This window comes from Flavobacterium enshiense (assembly GCF_040750275.1).
GTDB lineage: Bacteria > Bacteroidota > Bacteroidia > Flavobacteriales > Flavobacteriaceae > Flavobacterium > Flavobacterium enshiense_B.
This window is the reverse complement of the sequence record NZ_JBDOCV010000008.1, coordinates 187,671-204,962: the sequence shown is the minus strand read 5'-3', so window position 1 is coordinate 204,962 and position 17,292 is coordinate 187,671. Positions and strand designations below refer to the sequence as shown.

The window sequence follows — 17,292 nt, the reverse complement described above, 5'->3', positions numbered from 1 at the left end:
GTTTTTAAACAAAAACATGAGGAAGGAAGTTTACTTAAATATTGAGATTATGGAAACTATCAAAAAAACTATATACCTGTTGTTACTGATTTTCGGGATGATGGGGATAACGCAACAGAAGGCAACGGCTCAGGTTTCGGTGAGTTTTCAGTTGTTTTATGATAATTTGAGTGTACACGGTAGTTGGATTAATGACCCAAATTATGGTTATGTATGGGCTCCTAATGTGGGGGCTGGCTTTGCTCCGTACAGAACAAACGGTCATTGGGTATACACAGACTACGGTTGGACGTGGGCCTCCAACTATTCTTGGGGATGGGCGCCTTTTCACTACGGTAGATGGTTCTATGATCCTTTCTACGGATGGTTGTGGGTACCGGACACTATATGGGCGCCGGCATGGGTAACCTGGAGGTATTATGACGGTTACTATGGCTGGGCTGCCATTGGCCCCGGTATCAGCATCGATATTGCTTTCGGTAGCAGTTACAGTGTGCCTTATAACCAATGGTGCTTTGTTAGGGAAAGGGATTTCGGCAGACGAAACATCAGCAATTACTATGTAAATACCTCGAATAACACAACGATTATCAACAACTCTACGGTTATCAATAACATTCAGACTTCGAACGGTAATCGATACAACGCCGGTCCGGGCAGGGATCACGTTCAAAAAAGAACGGGTAATGCCCCTGCACAGGTTCATCTGAAAGAAAGGGATAAACCGGGCCAAAAGATATCCCGAAATGAATTGCAGTTGTACAAACCACATGTTGAACGGGATAATAATAACCGAAAGGCTGTTCCTGCTAAGGTAATGGATCGAAAAGATTTTAAACCGGTATCGGAAAGGAAAGCCGAACCAAGAGTTAACAGACCGCAAAGATCTTTGGAGAAAGCGAAAGAGCAACCGGCAAGGCAAAAGGAAAATCTGGAACGTAGGGCGCAACAACGCCAACAGGAAATGCAACGCAACGAGCAACGTACAAAAGAACGTGAATTGAAACAACGCCAACAAGAGGTTCAGCGTAATGAGCAGCGGATGAGAGATCAGGAAACCGAACGACGTAAACTGGAGATGCAGCGTAATGAACAACGCTTCAACGGACAACAGTTGCAACGTAAAATGGACGAACCCTTGAGAGAACCACAAAGAATAGAGAGATCCCGTATTAATTCATCGGAAAGAATGCCGCGTATCGAGCATCAAAACCGAAGACAGGGACTCTTGCAACGCAACAATACTGTTGTTCCCCGACAAATGCCTCAAAGTACTGATCGTGTTCTGCCGCAGGGACGTAACCAAAAATAGTGTGATGTACCCTTTTTGCTCCAAGACCTAAATTTGATACGAATGGTTTACAAAAACTGCCGTGGGCTTATTTTTTAGTGAATTAAAATGTCAACATTATGAAAACACCGATCTTAAAAGCGGTACTATTTTTCATCGCCATGAATATTACCCTGTCGGTTTATTCGTTCGCATCGAATAGCGACCCAGTAACTCCAAATGCCACAACGAAAACGGAAGACGTGAAAGGCCAACAGCTTGTGAATCGTCTAAAAGAAATTCGTGCCATGGACAAATCTGATCTTTCCCGTGCGGAACGTAAAGCACTTCGTAAAGAGGTGAAGGAAATTAAAAATGAACTTGCGCTTAACCATCAGGGGGTTTACCTTTCGGTTGGAGCAATCATCATTATTATTTTGTTATTGATTTTGTTACTCTAATTGTCACTTTATCCTGAAGAGGTTTGACAGGCCCAGTGGCCGGAATAATTGAGGCAGAGGTGTTAAAAAATAAAGGCAGTCCTTAAAGGGCTGCTTTTATTTTATTGTATCCTTAACATTTTGACACTAAGAGCCAAAACATCTAATCTGCCTTACTTTTTTATAACATTTTATACTAAAAATCTTATATTTTAGTTATTGCTGTTCATAGTAAAAAACTTACTTTTACAATTATCATATATGATTTAATACATGTTTAACCAATTATTAAAAACCAATGAAAAAAGTTTTATTACTTCTGGGATTAGCTATCCTTTCCTCGTGTTCTGTGGATGAAGACAGCAATGTAACTCAAAATAAGAGCAGCCTCAAAGACACAATTGAGACTAACAGAAGACCACCGACTTCACTATCTGTTACTTGTGTTAACAATTTTACTCCTCCTAATACTTATAACGGAATCATTTCCTGGGATTTAGGAATTACACTTCCTTTTGCGGATGCGGAAGCTTATATTGAAATCAGACCTAAAACCGGGTCTACAAACTTTAACTCGGTTCGCTTTTCTATTCCTTATGTAGATCCAACTTTTGGCAGCATGGATGTTATTCATACCGGTTCGGGTACTTTTGGCAGTACTTGGTTGTCTGGAGATGATATCTATATCACAACTAAAGAATTTGATTACCGCTACATTATTTATGATATTAACTCCAGTATGCATGTTGAAACTGATTGGGCTTATCATGATTTGACTAATATTTAATAGTCCTGTAATTCTTAATGAAGGTACCTTAGGGTACCTTTTTTTGTTTGTATATCCTTAGGGAAGAATACTTTAAAGTAATTACTTTTTGTTGGTTGAAAGAAATAAAGGGTTTTGATTGGGGGCTCTTAAATAAACAAGGCTTTTTATGATAGTTATTTCTTGTACTTTGCCTTGGCACAGATCTTTAGGTTCAATGAACACTAAAACCAAATGATACTTAATGTGCTAAAGTATCAACGGTTAAGGTTTAAAATACTTTATTTCAATCTTTTTCTTTTGTCTTGACACAAAAGAAACAAAAAGTCAAGACTGGAACGCTTCACCTAAAAAATAAAAACACTTCCTAAATTATCCGAACTCGCTGGCGCTCAGACAGCGGATAATTCTTAACGGAAGTGCTTTTACTTTTCTTAACGGTTACGCGTTCTTAGGTCGATTGGGTGCTTTGATATGCCTTTTGTGTTGTTTGCTTTTCATAAGAGGGTCATTTTTGTTGAAAGAAATAAAGGGTTTTGATTTGTAGGACTCTTAAATAAACAAGGCTTTTTATGATAGTTATCTCTTTTTCTTTTGTCTTGATACAAAAGAAACAAAAAATCAAGACTGGAACACTTCACCTAAAAAATAAAACCAACTCCTAAATTATCCGAACTCGCTAACGCTCAGACAGCGGATAATTCTTAACGGAGTTGGCTTTATTTTTCTTAACGGTTACGTGTTCTTAGGTCGGTTGGTGCTTTGATTTGCCTTTTGTGTGGTTTGTTTTTCATAAGGGAGTTATTTTTTGTTGGAAGAAATAAAAGGCTTTGATTGGGGCTCTTAAATAAACAAGGCTTTTATGATAGTTATCTCTTTTTCTTTTGTCTTGACACAAAGTACCAAAGGTCAAGACTGGAACGCTTCTCCTAAAAAATAAAACCAACTCCTAAATTATCCGAACTCGCTAACGCTCAGACAGCGGATAATTCTTAACGGAGTTGGCTTTATTTTTCTTAACGGTTACGTGTTCTTAGGTCGGTTGGGAGCTATTTTAGTTTACTGGGGATGGTTTCGGGATTGATGCCCATGTAGTCACAGAATTCGTTGATGGTGACGGCTTGGTGTTTTTCTTTGTTGTGTTTCTTTTTGATGTTGGCTATTATGTTGCGACATTGTCGTTCGCTTTTTCCTGTGATTTGCTGGATGTCTTTTGGGTAAATTACGATTCTGTTCATGGTGTGTTGTTATTCGTATTGTAGTTATTAATCTATTCTTATTGTTTTTTTTGTATGGCTTTGCATGGGGTTAGCATGGCTTTACCATGGAGTAAGCATGGAGTAAGCATGGAGTATTGTTTTTGCATTGTCGGGTTCTACTTCATTATTTTCATAGGTTTTTTCTTTCGGGATGCAAATATCGAATGATTTTCTTGTAAGAAAAGTATTTTTAAATATTTTTTTCGGCATTTTCGGCAATTTTGGTTGTTTTCGGCAATATTGACGCTTTGCGGAAAGCGTTGTTTGGCTGTGGTTAAGGGTTGTCATAGTATTGCAGCCAAATTATTAACCTTATCAAAACAAAAAAATGGCTAAAGTAAACAGCATTATCAAGATTGAAGGAACGGTAGAGGATTTGACCTTTTATAAAAAAGACGGTGTAAATTATGTTCGCAAAAAAGGTGGCGTCTCGAAAGAGCGCATTGGAAATGACCCTAATTTTATCCGTACCCGTGAGAATAACAATGAATTTGGACACAGTGGCAGCAGCGGTAAGGTTTTGCGCCGTGCTTTAGGAACAATGGTATTCAAGGCCAAAGACAGTAAACTGCAAAGCCGTTTGTTGGGGGTTATGTCCCGTATTAAGAACATCGATACGGTTTCGGCGAGAGGGCAACGCAGTGTAAGTGTCGGGATTACCACTCCCGAGGGAAAACAAGCCTTACGCGGGTTTAACTTTAATGCGAATGCGATTTTAGACAGCGTGTTGTTTGCCCCTTACAATTTAGATACTGCTACCGGAGTAATTACCCTTACGAATATCCTTACCGCCGAGCAGATTTTGTTTCCGCAAGGGGCTACACATGTGAGTTTTCAAGGTGCGGTTTGTGCATTGGATTTTGAAACGGAGGTTTCGGAAGTGGCGTACAGCAATGTAGTGAATTTGCCGTTGAACCTCACTCCTACTACTATTACTTTAACGCCCGCAAGTGTTCCTACCGGAACCGGACAGCAGTTTTTTTTAATGACGGTTTCTTTTTATCAGCAGGTGAATGGGGTGCAGTATTCGTTGAAAAATGAAGAGTATAATGTGTTGGCGATTTTGGAAGTGGTTTAATTTTACTTTTGTCTTGACACAAATTGAAGATTCAACGAACACAGTGAGCAATATTATATTGTGAGTTAAAGCGCCAAAGATTAAGAACGGAACACTTCACCTAAAGAATAAAGGGTTTTGATTGGGAGTTCTTAAATAAATAAGGCTCTTTATGATAGTTATCTCTTTTTCTTTTGTCTTGATACAAAAGAAACAAAAAATCAAGACTGGAACACTTCACCAAAAAAATAAAACCAACTCCTAAATTATCCGAACTCGCTGGCGCTCAAACAGCGGATAATTCTTAACGGAGTTGGCTTTATTTTTCTTAACGGTTACGTGTTCTTAGGTCGGTTGGTGCTTTGATTTGCCTTTTGTTTTGTTTGTTTTTCATAAAGGTGTTATTTTTTGGTTGAAAGAAATAAAGGGGTTTGATTTGTAGGGCTCTTAAATAAACAAGGCTTTTTATAATAATTATTCTTGTACTTTGTCTTGACACAAACCTTTAGGTTCAATGATAACCAAAACCAAATGATACTTAATGTGCTAAAGTACCAACGGTTAAGGTTTAGAATACTTTATTTTAATCTTTTTCTTTGTCTTGACACAAATCTTCGATTCAACGAACACCAAATCAAATTTAATTCATGTGAGTTAAAAGAAACAAAAAATCAAGACTGGAACGCTTCACCTAAAAAATAAAACCAACTCCTAAATTATCCGAACTCGCTAACGCTCAGACAGCGGATAATTCTTAACGGAGTTGGCTTTATTTTTCTTAACGGTTACGCGTTCTTAGGTCGGTTGGTGCTTTGCTTTGCCTTTTGTTTGTTTTTGATAAGGGGGTTATTTTAGTTTAGTGGGGATGGTTTCGGGATTGATCACCAGAGTTTAAAAAGGGAAAATAATAAGTAAGAAAATATTTAATTTTAAATTAATTAGAACTATATTCGAGCGGTTTATATCACAATTTTAAAAAGATGAAACATTTAGAAAAATTATTCATTGTTTTTTTGTTGACATCATGTTCTTCAACAAAAATGCTTGATCTTGGAGGAAAGGCTTCTGTAAAAGGTACAGAGGTTTCTCAAAAAGCAATTGATATATATGGTTTACTATCACAACAAGCTGATATTGATAAATCGCAACAGGATAAAATAAAAGTTTTAACCAATAAAAAGCCTTCCGAAATGGTCTTACCTGACTCTAAAGTTGCTGATTTCTCGGAACAACTTAAACCAAGAATTGATGCCTATGAAAAACTTTTAAACACATATAAAGCATTTACTCTTTTAACCGACAGCAGCTATGGTGACATGACTCAAGAGGCCACCAGTGCTTTGCAGGACAGTTACAACTCCATTCAAACATTCTCAGATATACCCGAATCAGTATCATCTAAACTTCCAGAAATTGCAAAAATGATTTCCCAGGAGATTCAGGTAAAGAAAATAAAAGAACATAATAAAATACTCTATAGCCTGACAACAGTATATACAATGCTTTGGGATAAAGACCAAAAAACCTGGAATGATTATATTGACTTAATCTACAATAATTATGCTCAAGGACTAAATACCGTTGATTCTAAAAAATACGATGCCAAAATGATTTCTGAAACAATGAAAGAGCCTTATAGTGATGAAGCTACAGTGATCCTGATGTATCGCCTTGAAAAGCGTGATGAAATTATTAAGAAAAGAAACGATTTAAAAAAACAACTGAATGATTTTGGCAAAGCCTTAAAAGAATTAAATAAAGCTCATCTTGAAATATCAAAATCAAAAACAGATCCTTCCGATGTTACTAAAATGATGAATACAATAGAAAATCTTTTAAAACAATAATAAAATGGAGGTGCAATTAAAATTAGCTTTATCACAAGCAATAGGGGAATTTAACAACCATCGATCAGAAATTATTGATTTGGCGTATCAAAATGGAGGGCAAACTGCAGTTAAAAAAATTGAAAATGAATATGATGCTTTGCGAGATGCTTATTTTGAAATTCTTAAACGCGAACTAGATAAAAATAATCATTTATATGAAGAATTGGTTAATGTGGCTAATTCTGAAACTGAACGATTAAAAGCCAGCTTAAAACAGCTTAACAACATTAATGATATCATTAAATTAACTACATCGGTAATTAATATGGTGGGTAGGGTTTTAATTGTCTTAGGCCTGTAATACTAACTAATGGTTTTAAATATAACTCTAACTAAATCATTATGAAATTAAAATTAATTGCGCTATTGTTACAAAATAATTAATGCTTCAATATCGAATGAAAAGTTCCAAAATGATCCTATAAAAACACATACCGATTAGCATAAAACAACATGCGTTTTTTTTCAAAAAAATCACTAGATTTAGTGATTGTGTAAGTGTTTTTTTATAGTTAAGTTTGAAAAGTTGATTCAAGAACAAATACATGTCATTATTTCAAAATACGGTATTGAAGAAATACCGCCAAGCCCTGCCCCAGCCTACACTCGATGCCCAATGGCAGCTTTATACTTCTATCTTTCACGATACCAGTAAACAAGCCAATATCCGTTCGAGTAAAGAAGAACAATATCAGGAAGGATTTTTACGCGAGTTATTTGTAAAAGTATTGGGTTACATTATTAATCCTGATGCGAATTTTAATTTAACCACCGAATTAAAAAACCTAACCAACAGCAAAAAAGCAGACGGTGCCATTATTATAGATGATAAAGTAATGGCGGTTATCGAACTAAAGGGCACAGACACCACCGATTTAGGCAAAATTGAAGCCCAAGCCTTTGGTTACAAAACCAACCAACGCGATTGCCGTTATGTAATTATCTCCAACTTTGAGAAACTCCGCTTTTATATTGATGATGCTACCGAGTTTGTAGAATTTAACTTGTTCACACTTACTAAATACGAATTTGCTACCCTTTGGTTGTGTTTGGCGTTTGAGAATATTAAGAACGACTTACCCGGAAAATTAAAAGCCGAAAGTGTTTCGAACGAAGACAAGATTACCAAAAACCTATATAAAGATTACTCTGCTTTTAGAAAAGAGCTGTTTACCAATATTGTTGCCTTAAACCCGCAGCACAACAAGCTGGAACTTTTTAAAAAAACGCAAAAACTGTTAGACCGCTTTTTGTTTATCTTTTTTGCCGAAGACCGCTTGCTATTGCCTACTAACCTTATTTTTTCGATTAATCTGGAATGGCAGAAACTTAAAGAAGCTCGCGTTCCGGTATCGTTGTACGACCGTTACAAAATGTATTTTGATGATTTGAATACGGGAGCGAGAGTTTCGTTACCTGCATTTGGGAAACACACCAATGAAATTGTAACGGCGCAATATGACATTTATGCTTATAACGGTGGCTTGTTTCAAACCGATGAACTGTTAGACAACATAAAGATTGACGACGACCTGCTTTTTAAACATACCCGTAAACTCAGCGAGTATGACTTTGAAAGTGAGGTTGATGTAAACATATTAGGGCATATTTTTGAAAACTCGCTGAACGAGATTGACGAAATCGCCAATGAAATTGAAGGCACGGTAACGGAGAAAACCAAAACCAAGCGCAAGAAAGACGGCGTTTTTTATACCCCGAAATACATTACCAAATACATCGTAGACAACACCATTGGGAAACTGTGTACTGAGAAGAAAACCGAGTTGCAGTTGGACGAAACCCAATATACGACCGACAAGCGCATCCAACAGAAAACCAAGAAAGACTTGTTAGCCAAACTGGAAAGCTACCGCAAATGGTTGTTGGAATTGACCATAGTGGATCCCGCTTGTGGGAGTGGTGCTTTTTTGAACCAAGCGTTAGAGTTTTTAATTGCCGAACACCGTTATGTGGATGAACTTCAAGCCAAATTGTTTGGCGATGCGCTTGTGTTGAGTGATGTGGAAGGCAGTATTTTGGAAAACAACCTGTATGGTGTAGACTTAAACGAAGAAAGTGTTGAAATTGCCAAACTTTCGTTATGGCTGCGCACGGCACAACGCAATAGAAAACTAAACAGTTTAAACAACAACATAAAATGCGGGAACTCGCTAATTGATGACCCCGAAGTAGCCGGCGACAAAGCGTTTAATTGGCAACAAGCGTTCCCGAAAGTGTTTGCTAAAGGTGGGTTTGATGTGGTGATTGGGAATCCACCTTATGTTCAACTTCAAAAAATGGGAAAGATTAGTGACATGCTTAAAAATTGTGGCTATGAAACATTCGATAAAGGTGGAGACATTTACTGTCTTTTTACTGAACGAGGATACAAATTACTTAAAAAAGGTGGTATTCAGTCATTTATTATGCCCAACAAATGGATGTTAGTAGCTTACGGCAAGCCCCTTCGTAAATTTCTTTCGAAAACTGGTTTGTTCCAAGTGCTAAACTTTGGGGATATTCAATTCTTCGAAGAAGCTACCACATATGTTTGTATTTTCATTACTCAAAAAATTGAACAAGGTAAATATGTAGAAGTCTTGTCTCTTAATAAAAAAAACTATCACAACGATTTTCTGACAGAAATTAAGAACAATATTTATAATTATTCATCGTCCAAATTTGATGAAAATGAGTGGAGTATACAACCATATAGTGATGCATTAAAATTGGGACGTATGAAATTGAATGGGATAGAATTAAAAAAATTGCCAGTTTCAATTTATCGTGGAATAATTACAGGCTATAATGATGCATTTTATATAAATGAAGAAACCCGACAACAACTAATTGCAGCTGACCCTAAAAGTAACGAAATCATTAAACCAATGGTGAGAGGTAGAGATATTTCGGCTTATACAATAACAGGTTTTGAATATTTGATTACTACCTTTCCTTCACTAAAAATAGAAATAGATGATTATCCAGCTATCAAAGAACATTTACTTTCATTTGGCTATGACCGACTGAAACAAACTGGAGAAAAAGGAGCTCGTAAAAAGACAAATGGTAAATGGTTTGAGACTCAAGATAGTATTAAATACTACATGGAATTTAATAAACCCAAAATAATATATCCTAATATGACCTCTGTTTTTCCATTCATGTATGATGAAAATGAAATGTTAGGTAATCAGAAGTGTTTTATTCTTACAGTTGAAAATGACTCCGTTTCATTACCATTCCTGACTGCTATTTTTAATTCCTCGTTAGCAAAACTTTGGATTTGGTATAATTGCCCTGAACTTCAAGGAGGAACTCGTGAAATAAGTAAGGTTTATTTCGAAAATTTTCCTGTTCCAAAAGTAAACATGCAACAAACTACTATTCTTGCACATTATACAACAGAAAATATCTCCCAGATATCCAAATTGCAAAAAGTATCGGAAAAATTCCAACGCACGCTCCAACGCAAATTTGAGTTAGACGACCTGCCCAAAAAACTACAGGATTGGTATTTGTTATCCTATGCCGAGTTTATTAAAGAACTCGCCAAAAAGAAAATAAAACTCTCCTTAGCCCAAGAAGCGGAATGGGAAGATTATTTTATGAGTGAGCAGAAAAAAACACTGGAGTTAAAAGCCCAGATTGATGCTACGGATAAGGAAATTGATAGAATGGTTTATGAGTTGTATGGGTTGACTGAGGAGGAGATTTTGATTGTGGAAAATAGTTAGAAAAAAAACGTTGATTATGATAAAAAAAATACATATCCAAAATTTTAAAAGTATCATTGATACTACGGTAGAAATCAATAATAATATTTTTGTATTAGCAGGTCAAAATGAAGCCGGTAAAAGTTCTATTTTGGATGCTCTCGAAGCATTTGAAAAAGAATCTGATTTGCAGGAGAATCTAAATTTTGAAGAAGAAAACAAAGGCAATCTCGTCCAGAAAATTTCAATTACTTATACAGTTCCTAATGCTGATTTCTATGAAGAATTAGAGAAAGAGTGTAGAGAATTAGCTGTAGATCAATATAAGTCAATAGATTTTGAGTCAAGCCCAATTTTAGACATTGAAAAATTAAAGAAAATTAAGGAATATACATTAACTCGTGTATTTGATTATTCAAAAAATGGAACTATAACGCGGCTTGAAATTGATGAATTTACCCAAAGGATATTAAAAGTTGCAATTAATACCGAAAAAAAGATTTTGCAAGATGTAAACCATAAAACAGTTGCTCATCAAATTCCATATTTAAAAATTGAAGAAAAAATAAATGATATTGCTAAAGAAATATGGAGGCTATCACCAATTATAAAACTATTTAATGATTTTGCAGATTTATTACCTGATAATATTTTAGTTAGTGATTTAGAACGTGAAAACAAAACTGCAAAAGGATATAATGCTGTTAAAAAATTTGAAACACTTTTAAAGCAAGATTTTGTAGGGCTATCAAAAAAAGCTCATGCCCAAAAAAAATCCTCTATTCAAGATGAAACTAAGCATATTTCAGCAACTTTTCAAAGTGATTGGAAGCAAAAAATTAATGACGCTGGTGAAATAAAAGTAATTTTTGACATTGATAACAATGATAGTGGTCAACCAACAATAAGATTTTATTTAGAATCAAAAGAAGGTGTTCTTCTAGAACCTAGAAAGAGAAGTAAAGGAATGATTTGGTTTTTATCTCTTTGGTTGGAATTGAAAAATTCCGAAAACAATGAGAATATGGTTTTACTTTTTGATGAACCAGGACTTCACTTACATGTTAAAGCCAATAATGACATGCTTAATGTATTCAAAAGGCTTAAAGAAAAAGGACATCAAATTATTTATTCAACTCATCTACCCTCATTAATAGAAACGGATAATCTTCATAACATCGGTTTAGTTTTGAATACTCCTGAAAAAGGAACTATTGTCGAAGGATTAACAACCTCTAAACTAGACACATCAAACAAAAAAGATGCATTGCAACCTGTTGCCGAGGCAATGGGTCTGACTCCCTTGAAAGATTTCTCAATACTTTCTGAGAAAAATGTTTTATTAGAAGGACTTTCTGATTTTTGGTATTTTCAAGGAATGTCTAAAATTTTAGGAAAAAAAGTTGACTACAAATTTGTACCAGGAGTTGGTATAAAATCCTCTAAAATGTTTCCGCTTATATCATTCTGCATCGGTTATGGTTTAGATTGGATTTTAGTAATGGATAATGGAGAAAACCCAATAAATACAAGAGAAGAGTTAAAAGAAAATCTTTTTAACAGTGATGAAAAATTAACAGATGAAAAAGTTAAATTGATAAACTTTAAAGAAGTAGAGGATATGTTTAACTCAAATGATTTTTTGCTTGTTGATAACAAATTCAATGTTAAATCAGGAAAAATACCGTCAGAAATAATTGGAACTAGAAAGATTATTTATGCAAAGCTATTTTATCAAAATGTAATTGATAAAAAAATTACAAAATCTAAATTGGATAAACAAACAGTCAAAAATTTTGAAAATGTGTTTGATTTTATTGACCAATCTTTTAGTAAAAATGCACAGACTATTAAAGTTCCTCAAAAAAACATAGTCAAAATTGAAGAAATGAACTAAACAATGTAAAAACACCCCGCAAATCAACACTTCCTAGAAACCCTTTTAACCCCATTGTCTAGGATAAATATGAAGTATTATAAACCGTACTAACTTTATTTAGAATAAAAAAAAATTAAAAAATGGCATTTAATCCAAAATCAGAATATACAATAGTACCAACAGAAATTGGAATTAAAGATTTCTTTGAATACAAAGAAGATTTTGTAACTCGACCGCCTTATCAAAGAAAAGTAGTTTGGAATAAAAAGAAAAAACAAGCCTTAATGGATAGTTTATTTAGAAGGTATTATATTCCAAAATTAGTTATAAGAGAAGTTAGACTTTCTGAAGATAGAGCAGTAAACGAAATTGTTGATGGGCAACAACGTATAACTACTGTTCAGGATTTTTTTGATAATCAATATCCATTACCAAAATCATTAGGTGATATTTCTAAGGACCTACCTGGTAGATATTATAAAGATTTAGATACAGAAGTTAGAAAATTCATTGACAAATCATTAAAATATCAGGCTGATATTATAAAAAACATTGAAAATCCATCGAGTGTAGAACATCAAATTATAGCAACAGAGATTTTTTGGCGTTTGCAGCAAGGAGAAACCTTAAACTATATGGAAATTGCTCATGCACAACTGTCAAGTTTGTCAAGAAACTTTATTGTAAAATATTCAGATGATTTAACATTTGATTACCACAAATATGAGCCAATAGATGAAAACCCTGACAAAATGCCTTTTTTTAATTTGTTGAATGTTGAAAACGACAGAATGAAACATTTGCAATTTATGGCAAGATTCTTACTTATTGAAAATGCAAATGGTTATACTGATTTGAGTGACAAAAAAATTGCAGAATTCATTGAAGATGAAAAAGCCACTGATGGCATTGGAAATTACACTTTTGAAAACAAATCTATTGCCCAAAATGTGATTAAAAACTTAAAGCTATTTTATAAAATTTTCGAGAATGATCCAATGCTTGATGAAAACAATGGGGTTAAGGAATTTTCTGTTGAGTATTTTATTATTTCAATATACATGCTTATAAGACATGTACGTGAAAATTATGTTGTTAATGAAAACGTTCAATCTATTATTAAAGAATTTGTATATAAATTTCATTTCAGATGGAAAACTTATGATGAACTTTCAGATACTGATTTGTTAACATTTAGTAATAGAAGACAGCAAGGAGAACATGACTTAGAAGTAAGAGATATGATTTTGAGACAACTATTTTTTCAATATTTAAAAGATATTGATTTCGAATTAATTGAAAAAGATAGAAACAGAGCGTTCTCTGAGCTTGAAAGAATTATTATTTATAGAAATGGTAAAGGCTATTGCCAACAATGCTTAAGGGAGGGAAAATCTGAAACTGAATCTAAAGTTAGTTGGTCAAACTATCAAGCTGACCATGTTTTACCCCATTCAAAAGGAGGTAAAACAATCATTGATAATGGAGAATTACTTTGTACTTACCATAATTTATCAAAAGGAAATAGAAATTAATTTTAAATGGCTAAAAAACCCAAATTTTATGTCGTTTGGAAAGGAAGGATAACCGGGGTTTTTTCTTCTTGGGATGAATGCAAAGCACAAACCAATGGTTTTGAAGGTGCGGTTTTTAAATCGTTTGAGTCGAAAAAATTAGCAGAAGAAGCTTATCATAGTTTAAGTTCAAATTATGTAGGCAAAAATAAAAAGGTAGTAAACTCCCTATCAAAAGAAGAATTAGCGTTAATTGGTGAACCTATTGAAGATGCAATTGCTGTTGATGGCGCTTGGGATAACACTACCGGTTTAGTAGAATATCAAGGCGTTTATATAAAAACCGGTGAAGTATTGTTTCATGTAGGGCCACTAGAGGATGGCACTATTAATATGGTAGAGTTTTTAGCGATAGTACATGCGCTGGCTTTATCGAAACAATGGCATTGGAAAGTGCCTATTTATTCGGATAGCAAAATAGCCTTGAAGTGGTTTAAAGATAAAAAAGCAAGTAGTAATCATCCGCCAAGTGAAAAAAACAAGAAATTGTTTGAAATGTTAGCGAGAGCTAAAAAATGGTTGGAAAACAATACGTATGAGAACGAATTACTAAAATGGGAAACTAAAGCCTGGGGTGAAAACCCAGCTGATTTTGGTAGAAAATAGAGCCGTATGTCAGAAACTAACGATAATATTTTAGAAGGATTAAACGACAAACAGCAAGAAGCTGTTGTAAGTGTTGCCAAACGATTATTGGTTTTGGCCGGGGCAGGCTCTGGAAAAACCAAAACGTTACTGCAAAAAATCATCTATTTAATAGAAGAAAAGAAAGTACATCCCTCCAGTATCTTAGCGATTACCTTTACTAAAAATGCTACGAACGAAATGATTGATCGTTTGATTGTTTCGGCAGACACTACAGGCATGTATGAGCAAATTATTTTTAGTAAGGTATTAACCAAAAAAGACAAGGATTATGAACGCAGGAATTGGCAACGAAAATATAAGTGGATTGAAGGATTAACGGTACGCACTTTTCACGGTTTTTGTTACAGTGTGCTTCGTACTGACGGTGTGAAAGAATTTGACAATAAGTTTAAGATTATTGGTGATGAAAAAGCCAGTGATAGTGACGAGCTTTCCAACCGAATTGCCGAGGAAACCGTTTTTGAGGTTTTCCATAAATTATTTATTGAGCGATGTGAGAATAATGATTTTCTGTTAAAAACCAAACGCTACATTTTAGATTATTTAGTTGATAAAATCCATATTTCTAAAGAGTATGAAAATCATAAAGTTATTGATGGAAAGTTTTATACTACTTTAAATGGAACAAAAGTAAAGTCTAAATCTGAGCAATATATTGCAGATTGGCTATACAGACATAGCATTTCATTTGAATACGAACCTTTACTCAATGTAAAAGACTTTGATTTTCATCCCGACTTTTATATCCCTGATGCCAATTTATACTTAGAGCATGTTAGTGAAAAAAGTTATCCGATGGAAGCCAAAGAAAAGCAGTTTGCCAAAGGAAAGATTCTATATGCAAAGACTTTTGAAAAGGATACCCAAGATTCTGCCGTATTCAATCATACTTTAGATAAAATTATAAAAAGTAGATTACCGTATGATTTTCATGAAAAGAAACAATTAAGTTTTTTAGAAGAGTTTAAAGGTTATTTTGAAGAAGTAAAAGATTTTGTGCGTCAAATCATTCGCATTTGCGACATGATTAAAGTTGAAAATATCTCACTGGAAGAAGTTGCAAAAAGAGCCGGAAGCGATAAACATGAACGAATAAGAGTGTTTTATGAATTGGCGATGCCAATTATTAATGATTATATCGAGTATACTACAAACAAATCCTATTTAGATTTTAACGATTTGATTTCTAAAACGAGGGCTTTGTTTACAAATTATGAGGATGTACGACAACGCTATCAAAATAAGTTTCAGTATATTTTAGTGGATGAGTTTCAGGATGTAAACAACTTACAAGTAGAACTCCTCAAACTGATAATTAAGCCAGAAACGCAATTATTTTGCGTGGGAGACGATTGGCAGAGTATATACGGGTTTAGGGGCTCGAATGTAGAATACATTATCAATTTTGAAAAGTATTTTGCAAATGCGCAGGTAATCAAACTCAATCAAAATTACCGCAGTGAAAAAAATATAGTAGCTGCCAGTAACGAGGTAATTAAATACAATAAGCATAAAATTGATAAAGACATAGTCGCTGTTAAAGACACGCAGCAAAAAATTGTTATCCAAAAAGGAAATAATTTAAACGACAATATTCGATTTTGTGTTGAAAAAGTACAAGAACTGCTTGAAGAAGGCTACTCAAAAGATGATATTTTGTTCTTATACCGAAGAAGCGCCATGTTTTACGATTACAGAGAAGAGTTTAAACAGCATAAGTTTTTTGCTAACGGTAAAACCATACACGCATCCAAAGGACTAGAAGCTAAAGTGGTTTTTATTTTGGGATTAACCGAAGGTAGAGGCGGATTTCCAGATGTGTGGTTAGAAGACCGCTTGTTTCAGATTATCAAAACAGCCGATTACAATTTACTTTTAGAAGAAGAAAGAAGATTGTTTTATGTAGCTATTACAAGAGCAAAAGATAAGTTATACTTAGTGACAGAAAGAGGAAATGAGTCGAGTTTTTTAAATGAAATCCCGGCAGAATACACTTCAAGAAGTAAGCAATTAGAGAAAAGCAGGCATAGAGAAAATGAATGTGTAGTATGTCATGCTCCCATGAAAGAAGAAGCAAATTTTTGTTCTAATTGCGGGCATAAAAAAAGTAATTAAACATGAACAGACTTAGAGGAATCATCTTATACGACATCCAGTTAAATGGTAATTTAAATGGGGTTTACACGAATAACCGAACTCCAAATTCAGAACTGTTTACAGAAACAGCCCGTTTTTTACGCGATGAATCCTTTGGTGATTTTATAAATGGATTAATGCTTTATGAATCTTTTTATTTCGATTTTGAATCTGGCAGGGTTAATGCTAGGTTAGAATTTGTAATCAATAATGGTATTATCAATGCCAGATGGATTGTTGATGGAGATGAGGAACCTGCGTTTGTTGGACAAGGCTACCAAATGAACCACCATCAGATTGCCATATCCTATACCGATGAAGTTTCTTAATATTCTAATTCTGACAACCTGCTTTTTAGTATGCTTCGCTTCTTACGGACAGGGAGCCCTTTAAAAAAATAACTCATGCGATACGTAATAGCCTTTTTCTTTCCTTGGTTATCCTTGTTTTTACAAGGAAAAATTATATCGGGAATAGTTTGTTTGATTCTTCAAATTACTGTTATTGGTTGGATTGCTTCGCCAGTTCACTAAAGCTCGAGTCCCGCTTTTATTTGGGCTGTAACTTCGTTAAACCGAATGTATGCCGATAGAATAACTAATAAAATTATTAAGGAAATGAGGAAGTAAAGTATTCGATCAATAAAAAATTTAATTGA

15 protein-coding genes are annotated in these 17,292 nt (G+C 34.4%); 13 read left to right on the top strand and 2 right to left on the bottom strand.

Annotated features, from left to right (window positions below):
• The first annotated feature begins 49 nt into the window (after positions 1-49).
• The 3 genes from ABGT15_RS12795 to ABGT15_RS12785 all read left to right on the top strand — a co-directional run bounded on the left by ABGT15_RS12795 (position 50) and on the right by ABGT15_RS12785 (position 2,497).
• Positions 50-1,312 (top strand): DUF6600 domain-containing protein, encoded by a 1,263-nt coding sequence (locus ABGT15_RS12795; protein WP_367231839.1) that lies wholly within the window; start codon positions 50-52, stop codon positions 1,310-1,312.
• Positions 1,313-1,410: 98 nt separating this feature from the next.
• On the top strand, positions 1,411-1,731 hold the full coding sequence (locus tag ABGT15_RS12790; protein ID WP_367231838.1) for a hypothetical protein: 321 nt from the start codon (positions 1,411-1,413) through the stop codon (positions 1,729-1,731).
• Positions 1,732-2,008: 277 nt separating this feature from the next.
• Positions 2,009-2,497: a hypothetical protein gene (locus ABGT15_RS12785; protein WP_367231837.1), complete on the top strand. Its 489-nt coding sequence runs from the start codon at positions 2,009-2,011 to the stop codon at positions 2,495-2,497.
• 1,028 nt (positions 2,498-3,525) lie between these two features.
• On the opposite strand, the gene ABGT15_RS12780 is transcribed toward ABGT15_RS12785, so the two are convergent.
• Together ABGT15_RS12780 and ABGT15_RS12775 are read right to left on the bottom strand one after the other, a co-directional pair.
• The gene (locus ABGT15_RS12780) at positions 3,526-3,714 is read right to left on the bottom strand and encodes a hypothetical protein (protein ID WP_367231836.1); all 189 of its coding nucleotides are present in this window, start codon (positions 3,712-3,714) and stop codon (positions 3,526-3,528) included.
• A gap of 81 nt (positions 3,715-3,795) precedes the next feature.
• A complete protein-coding gene (locus tag ABGT15_RS12775; RefSeq protein WP_367231835.1) occupies positions 3,796-3,945 on the bottom strand; it encodes a hypothetical protein in 150 nt (49 codons plus the stop codon).
• 118 nt (positions 3,946-4,063) lie between these two features.
• Here ABGT15_RS12775 and ABGT15_RS12770 point away from each other — a divergent pair, with 118 nt between their 5' ends.
• From ABGT15_RS12770 to ABGT15_RS12725, 10 genes are all read left to right on the top strand, one after another.
• On the top strand, positions 4,064-4,813 hold the full coding sequence (locus ABGT15_RS12770; RefSeq protein ID WP_367231834.1) for a hypothetical protein: 750 nt from the start codon (positions 4,064-4,066) through the stop codon (positions 4,811-4,813).
• Positions 4,814-5,772: 959 nt separating this feature from the next.
• Positions 5,773-6,639: a hypothetical protein gene (locus ABGT15_RS12765; protein WP_367231833.1), complete on the top strand. Its 867-nt coding sequence runs from the start codon at positions 5,773-5,775 to the stop codon at positions 6,637-6,639.
• A 4-nt stretch (positions 6,640-6,643) separates the two neighbouring features.
• On the top strand, positions 6,644-6,982 hold the full coding sequence (locus ABGT15_RS12760) for a hypothetical protein (protein WP_367231832.1): 339 nt from the start codon (positions 6,644-6,646) through the stop codon (positions 6,980-6,982).
• A 244-nt stretch (positions 6,983-7,226) separates the two neighbouring features.
• Positions 7,227-10,418, top strand: a complete 3,192-nt coding sequence (locus ABGT15_RS12755) for an Eco57I restriction-modification methylase domain-containing protein (RefSeq protein WP_367231831.1) — start codon at positions 7,227-7,229, stop codon at positions 10,416-10,418.
• Between the two features lie 16 nt (positions 10,419-10,434).
• Positions 10,435-12,294 (top strand): ATP-dependent nuclease, encoded by a 1,860-nt coding sequence (locus tag ABGT15_RS12750; RefSeq protein ID WP_367231830.1) that lies wholly within the window; start codon positions 10,435-10,437, stop codon positions 12,292-12,294.
• 122 nt (positions 12,295-12,416) lie between these two features.
• Entirely contained in the window at positions 12,417-13,811 is a 1,395-nt protein-coding gene (locus ABGT15_RS12745) for an HNH endonuclease family protein (protein WP_367231829.1), read from the top strand.
• A 6-nt stretch (positions 13,812-13,817) separates the two neighbouring features.
• Positions 13,818-14,456 carry a ribonuclease H1 domain-containing protein gene (locus tag ABGT15_RS12740; protein ID WP_367231828.1) on the top strand — a complete coding sequence of 213 codons (639 nt, stop codon included), beginning with the start codon at positions 13,818-13,820 and terminating at the stop codon, positions 14,454-14,456.
• 6 nt (positions 14,457-14,462) lie between these two features.
• Positions 14,463-16,613, top strand: a complete 2,151-nt coding sequence (locus ABGT15_RS12735) for a UvrD-helicase domain-containing protein (RefSeq protein WP_367231827.1) — start codon at positions 14,463-14,465, stop codon at positions 16,611-16,613.
• A gap of 2 nt (positions 16,614-16,615) precedes the next feature.
• Entirely contained in the window at positions 16,616-16,963 is a 348-nt protein-coding gene (locus ABGT15_RS12730) for a hypothetical protein (RefSeq protein WP_367231826.1), read from the top strand.
• 75 nt (positions 16,964-17,038) lie between these two features.
• Positions 17,039-17,167: a YqaE/Pmp3 family membrane protein gene (locus ABGT15_RS12725; RefSeq protein ID WP_367231825.1), complete on the top strand. Its 129-nt coding sequence runs from the start codon at positions 17,039-17,041 to the stop codon at positions 17,165-17,167.
• The last annotated feature ends 125 nt before the right edge of the window (positions 17,168-17,292 follow it).

Coding starts and splice junctions, on each gene's coding strand:
- ABGT15_RS12795 (WP_367231839.1), top strand. CDS start 50: ATGGAAACTATCAAAAAAACTATATACCTGTTGTTACTGATTTTCGGG.
- ABGT15_RS12790 (WP_367231838.1), top strand. CDS start 1,411: ATGAAAACACCGATCTTAAAAGCGGTACTATTTTTCATCGCCATGAAT.
- ABGT15_RS12785 (WP_367231837.1), top strand. CDS start 2,009: ATGAAAAAAGTTTTATTACTTCTGGGATTAGCTATCCTTTCCTCGTGT.
- ABGT15_RS12780 (WP_367231836.1), bottom strand. CDS start 3,714: ATGAACAGAATCGTAATTTACCCAAAAGACATCCAGCAAATCACAGGA.
- ABGT15_RS12775 (WP_367231835.1), bottom strand. CDS start 3,945: ATGCCGAAAAAAATATTTAAAAATACTTTTCTTACAAGAAAATCATTC.
- ABGT15_RS12770 (WP_367231834.1), top strand. CDS start 4,064: ATGGCTAAAGTAAACAGCATTATCAAGATTGAAGGAACGGTAGAGGAT.
- ABGT15_RS12765 (WP_367231833.1), top strand. CDS start 5,773: ATGAAACATTTAGAAAAATTATTCATTGTTTTTTTGTTGACATCATGT.
- ABGT15_RS12760 (WP_367231832.1), top strand. CDS start 6,644: ATGGAGGTGCAATTAAAATTAGCTTTATCACAAGCAATAGGGGAATTT.
- ABGT15_RS12755 (WP_367231831.1), top strand. CDS start 7,227: ATGTCATTATTTCAAAATACGGTATTGAAGAAATACCGCCAAGCCCTG.
- ABGT15_RS12750 (WP_367231830.1), top strand. CDS start 10,435: ATGATAAAAAAAATACATATCCAAAATTTTAAAAGTATCATTGATACT.
- ABGT15_RS12745 (WP_367231829.1), top strand. CDS start 12,417: ATGGCATTTAATCCAAAATCAGAATATACAATAGTACCAACAGAAATT.
- ABGT15_RS12740 (WP_367231828.1), top strand. CDS start 13,818: ATGGCTAAAAAACCCAAATTTTATGTCGTTTGGAAAGGAAGGATAACC.
- ABGT15_RS12735 (WP_367231827.1), top strand. CDS start 14,463: ATGTCAGAAACTAACGATAATATTTTAGAAGGATTAAACGACAAACAG.
- ABGT15_RS12730 (WP_367231826.1), top strand. CDS start 16,616: ATGAACAGACTTAGAGGAATCATCTTATACGACATCCAGTTAAATGGT.
- ABGT15_RS12725 (WP_367231825.1), top strand. CDS start 17,039: ATGCGATACGTAATAGCCTTTTTCTTTCCTTGGTTATCCTTGTTTTTA.